Source organism: Azospirillum isscasi, assembly GCF_030849505.1.
Classification (GTDB): domain Bacteria; phylum Pseudomonadota; class Alphaproteobacteria; order Azospirillales; family Azospirillaceae; genus Azospirillum; species Azospirillum isscasi.
In genome coordinates this window covers 1-2,134 of the sequence record NZ_JAUJFI010000325.1, presented here as the reverse complement: position 1 = coordinate 2,134, position 2,134 = coordinate 1, and the positions used below count along the sequence as shown (strand labels likewise).

Genomic DNA, 2,134 nt, shown 5'->3' with positions numbered 1-2,134 from the left:
CCGAGACGGTTCCGGCGGCGGCCGGGGCCGCCGGGGCCGGGGTGGCGGCGGGCGGGGCGGTCGGCACGTCGTCGTAGATGCCCGGATGCACCCGCACGGTGCCGTCCGTCTCCACCGTGGAGGTCCAGTAGACGAAGCGGACCGGCACGGCGTTGGGCAGGGCGACGGTCTTGGTCTTGCCGCTCTCCAACTGCCGCTCGATCGCCGCGGAGTCGAGCTTGGCGGGGCGCAGCAGCGTTTCCGCCACCATCCGCGCGTCGGCCAGCCGCACGCAGCCGGAGCTGGCGGCGCGCAGGTCGCGCTCGAACAGCCGCGGGTCGTTGGTGCCGTGCAGGAAGATGCCGTCGCCGTTGGTCAGGTTGAAGCGGAAGCGGCCAAGGGCGTTGTCGTCGCCGGGCTTCTGGACGATGCGGATGCGCTCCGGCGACACCTGCCACCAGTTGATGCTTTCCGGCACCACCTCCACCCCGTCCAGATAGACGACGGCGTCCTTGATGCCGGTGTTGCCCTTCTTGCGCAGCACCGGCAGCTTGTCCTCGACCAGCACGGTCGGCGGCACGGTCCAGGTGGGGTTGATCGTCACGCTGGTGACGCGGTCCTGCAGCAGGGGCGTCTGGCGCGACGGGCGGCCCACCACGGCGCGCATGGTGAAATTCAGCTTGCCCCGCTCGATGTAGGTCACGGTCTGGCTGGGCAGGTTGACCAGCAGCACGGTGTCCGGAACCGACGCCTGGAAGGCGCGCATGGTCGCCGTGGCGCCGCGCATCAGCTTGGCGGCTTCCTTGGGCGTGCGGTCCAGCGCTTGGCGCGTGACCTCGCCCACCTTGCCGTCCTGCATCAGCCCTTCGGAAAGCTGGAAGGCGCGGACCGCCGTCTCGACGGTGTCGTCGAAGCTTTCCGTCCACTGCTCCTTGCTCAGGAAGCCCAGCTCGATCAGCCGGGTGGTCAGGCGCCCGACGCGGTCGGCGGTGCGCGCCCGCACCTGGATGGTCAGGGCCGGCGGCGGAGGCAGGACCTCGACCACCGTGCCGGGCGTCGCCGAGCCGGTGGCGCCGGGCGTCGCGGACGGATCGGCCTGGGGCAGGGGTTCGGCGGGCGGGGTCACCACGATCGTCGGGGCCGCCCCGGCGGCGGGGGCCGCGCCCTCCGGCACGTCGGACGGGCGCACCGGACCGGGCGCCACCACATCCACCATGCCGCCGTCGCCCTTCTTCAGAACGGAGCCATAGCCCACGCGGGTTTGCTGCACGCGGGGCATGCCCTCCAGTTCGGCGGCGCGCTGGTCGATCCGCGCGATCCAGGTTCCCACGACATCCCGGCCCGTGGACGTGCCCGTGGCGGTGGACGGCGCGGCCTGCACCGGCAGGGCGAGCAGCCCGGCGAAGAGGCACACGGCCACCCTCGCTCCAAGGGCGGGCCGAGCGCAGGTGCGAATGGTCGTCAGCATAATCGAAGCATCCCACGCGGCGATGAACAGACGGCTAACGAAAGGCCCTGTCCATACGTGAGGTCGCACGGACGACACGCAGGCACCAGCGCCCTTTCGGCATAAGACATCTGCCGTCCGCGGCGCTGCGGCACAAGTGACATCGGGCAGAATGATGCTTCTGTGCCACAATGTGCACAGCAGCGTTGCCGCCGCGACACAGGCAAAAGGGGAAGGTTAGCGGGCCGAATGGTAAATGGCCGACGCGCCGCAGGAACCGCAAATTCCCTCAACACGCCGGAGATTCGACACATTTTTTGTTAACCGCTTGCGGGGTAGAGGAAGCGACCATCTTCTCCATCCGGTCGCCATCATGCCGCGTTCGCCGTACGGTTTCGTCCTGCCGCTGCTCCTGTCCCTGGCCGTCGCCACGCCCGTCGCCCTCCACCCTGTGGACGCCCTCGCCAAGGCGGCCCAGGAGACAGTGCACAAGCAAGCGCCCAAGCCCGCCGCCAAGACGGCTGCCCCCAAGGCCGCCGCCCCCAAGGCCGCGGCAAAGCCCGCCGCCGTCCGGACCGCCCAGAAGGCCGCCGTCCACAAGTCGGTGACCCGGAAGGCCGCCGTCCGCAAGGCCGACACCAGCACCATGACGTAGATGAGCGCGCTGTGGTGGTTGATCATCGAAACTCCTGCGGGAAAGGGCCCCGC

General features: G+C 70.1%; 2 protein-coding genes. One reads left to right on the top strand and one right to left on the bottom strand.

The window, feature by feature from the left end:
* On the bottom strand, positions 1 to 1,399 hold a 1,399-nt coding region (locus tag QSG27_RS28690), incomplete at its 3' end, for a L,D-transpeptidase family protein (protein WP_306712236.1).
* A gap of 400 nt (positions 1,400 to 1,799) precedes the next feature.
* Between QSG27_RS28690 and QSG27_RS28685 the strand changes: the two genes are divergently transcribed.
* A complete protein-coding gene (locus QSG27_RS28685; protein ID WP_306712235.1) occupies positions 1,800 to 2,081 on the top strand; it encodes a hypothetical protein in 282 nt (93 codons plus the stop codon).
* Positions 2,082 to 2,134: the final 53 nt, after the last annotated feature.